The 1,583-nt window shown below is 61.4% G+C and carries 1 protein-coding gene; it reads right to left on the reverse strand.

What is annotated here, in order from left to right; translation table 11 throughout:
• Positions 1 to 367 precede the first annotated feature (367 nt).
• Positions 368 to 1,477, reverse strand: coding sequence for an IS110 family RNA-guided transposase (locus tag ABGN05_RS29980; protein WP_367957698.1), 1,110 nt, complete (start codon positions 1,475 to 1,477; stop codon positions 368 to 370).
• Positions 1,478 to 1,583 lie beyond the last annotated feature (106 nt).

Genomic DNA, 1,583 nt, shown 5'->3' on the forward strand with positions numbered 1-1,583 from the left:
CACCCGCAGAACCAGATCGACGACCTGCTGCCATGGGCCTATGCCCCAGCGCCACTCAAGGCCGTGGCCTGAGAACAGCGGTCTGATGTCCGCAGTCAAGGGCTTGGACCATAGAAGTTCGTCCGATCGTGAGATCGGCTGTTCATTATGATAGTCGCGCATGGGTGGAGGCGGAACTGAAGGACGTCGGTGATCAAGCTCTGATGCGCGGGTTGGCTACCGCATTACCGATTATGCGTCTGGGGCTGTTCCGATCTTACTTCGGGCGTCGGTCTTCGCCGGCCACAAACCGTCTGACGGACATTCCCCCTGCCGTGGTTCCGCCTCCGCCCATGAGCGAGGTTGTTGCCGCCGCTATGGCGACGAATTAGGCCGCGCGCGCCTCCGCCGCGACAGCCCACATGAAGCCGGCCAGCTCACGAGCAATCGCGGTGCAGATCACTGTCGTCCGTTTGCCGCGCGCGGCCAACTTTCGGTAGCGGCTCGTCAATCGGACCTGGGCCTTCCATGCTATCTCGCGCACGCGGGGTGGTGCCTGCTCCAATTGGTATAGCTTCATCTTTCCGATCTTCGGTGGATGCCGATAGGTCCAGGCACTCTCGACTAGCATGTGACGGACGCGGCCGTTTCCCGCCTTCGTGATGCCGCCGCGCCTGATCGAATCTCCGGTAGACCGCTCGCTTGGCACGAGCCCGAGATAGCCCATGAGCTGACGCGGGCTCTCGAACCGGCTCACGTCACCAACTTCCGTGACGAATGTTACAGCGATGATCAGATTCACTCCACGCAATGCCTGCAACGCACGAACGAGCGGCGCTAGAGACCAGGCCGGAACGAACTCCTCGATCGTGCGCTCCAGGCGCTCGACCCGTTCCTTCGATACGCGCACTGCTTCGACCATCTCCTGGAGCGCGATCTGATGTGCGGGATGATCGAAACGCTGCTCTTGCAGCCAGCGAAGGTAGCGCATCGTCCAGCTCGTCTTGCGGGGATAGAGCCGACCGTGCTTCAGCATGAATGCGCTCACTTGCTGGCGGTGGACGCGCAACGTCTCAACTGCTGCTGCCCGAGCGCGAACGAGATCCCGTATTGCCTCGTGACCTTCGTCGGGGACCCATACGGCAGTCAGCTCGCCGGCGCGCAATAGCCGGGCGAGAGAGATAGCGTCTCGATGATTAGTCTTCACCCGATCACCGGGCTTCCGCGGGATCAGCGATGGCGCCACAACGGTGCATTCATAGCCCAGGGAACGGATCAGCCGATAGAGACCATAGCCGGTCGGCCCTGCCTCGTAGCAGAAATGGACTCGATCGAACCTGCCGACGATCCGCTGGATAATGCGGCGCATGCTTTGATCCGAGGAGTCGACTTCGCCGAAAAAGCGAACTTCTCCCTTCCGGCCGGCTTCCGCAATAGCGACGGCGTTCTTCAACTTGGCGACATCGATTCCGACAAATGCTTCTCTACGATCCGACATGGCTCGTCCTCCTGTGGTGAGGATCGGCTCGGACCGTCCGAGCAACCCTCGGACGCGCAGTGTAGGGCGAACCACCTCACCGGCAGAGGCGGACATACGGTCTTAC

The sequence above is a fragment of the Aquibium pacificum genome (assembly GCF_040839445.1).
Taxonomy (GTDB): Bacteria; Pseudomonadota; Alphaproteobacteria; order Rhizobiales; family Rhizobiaceae; genus Aquibium; species Aquibium pacificus.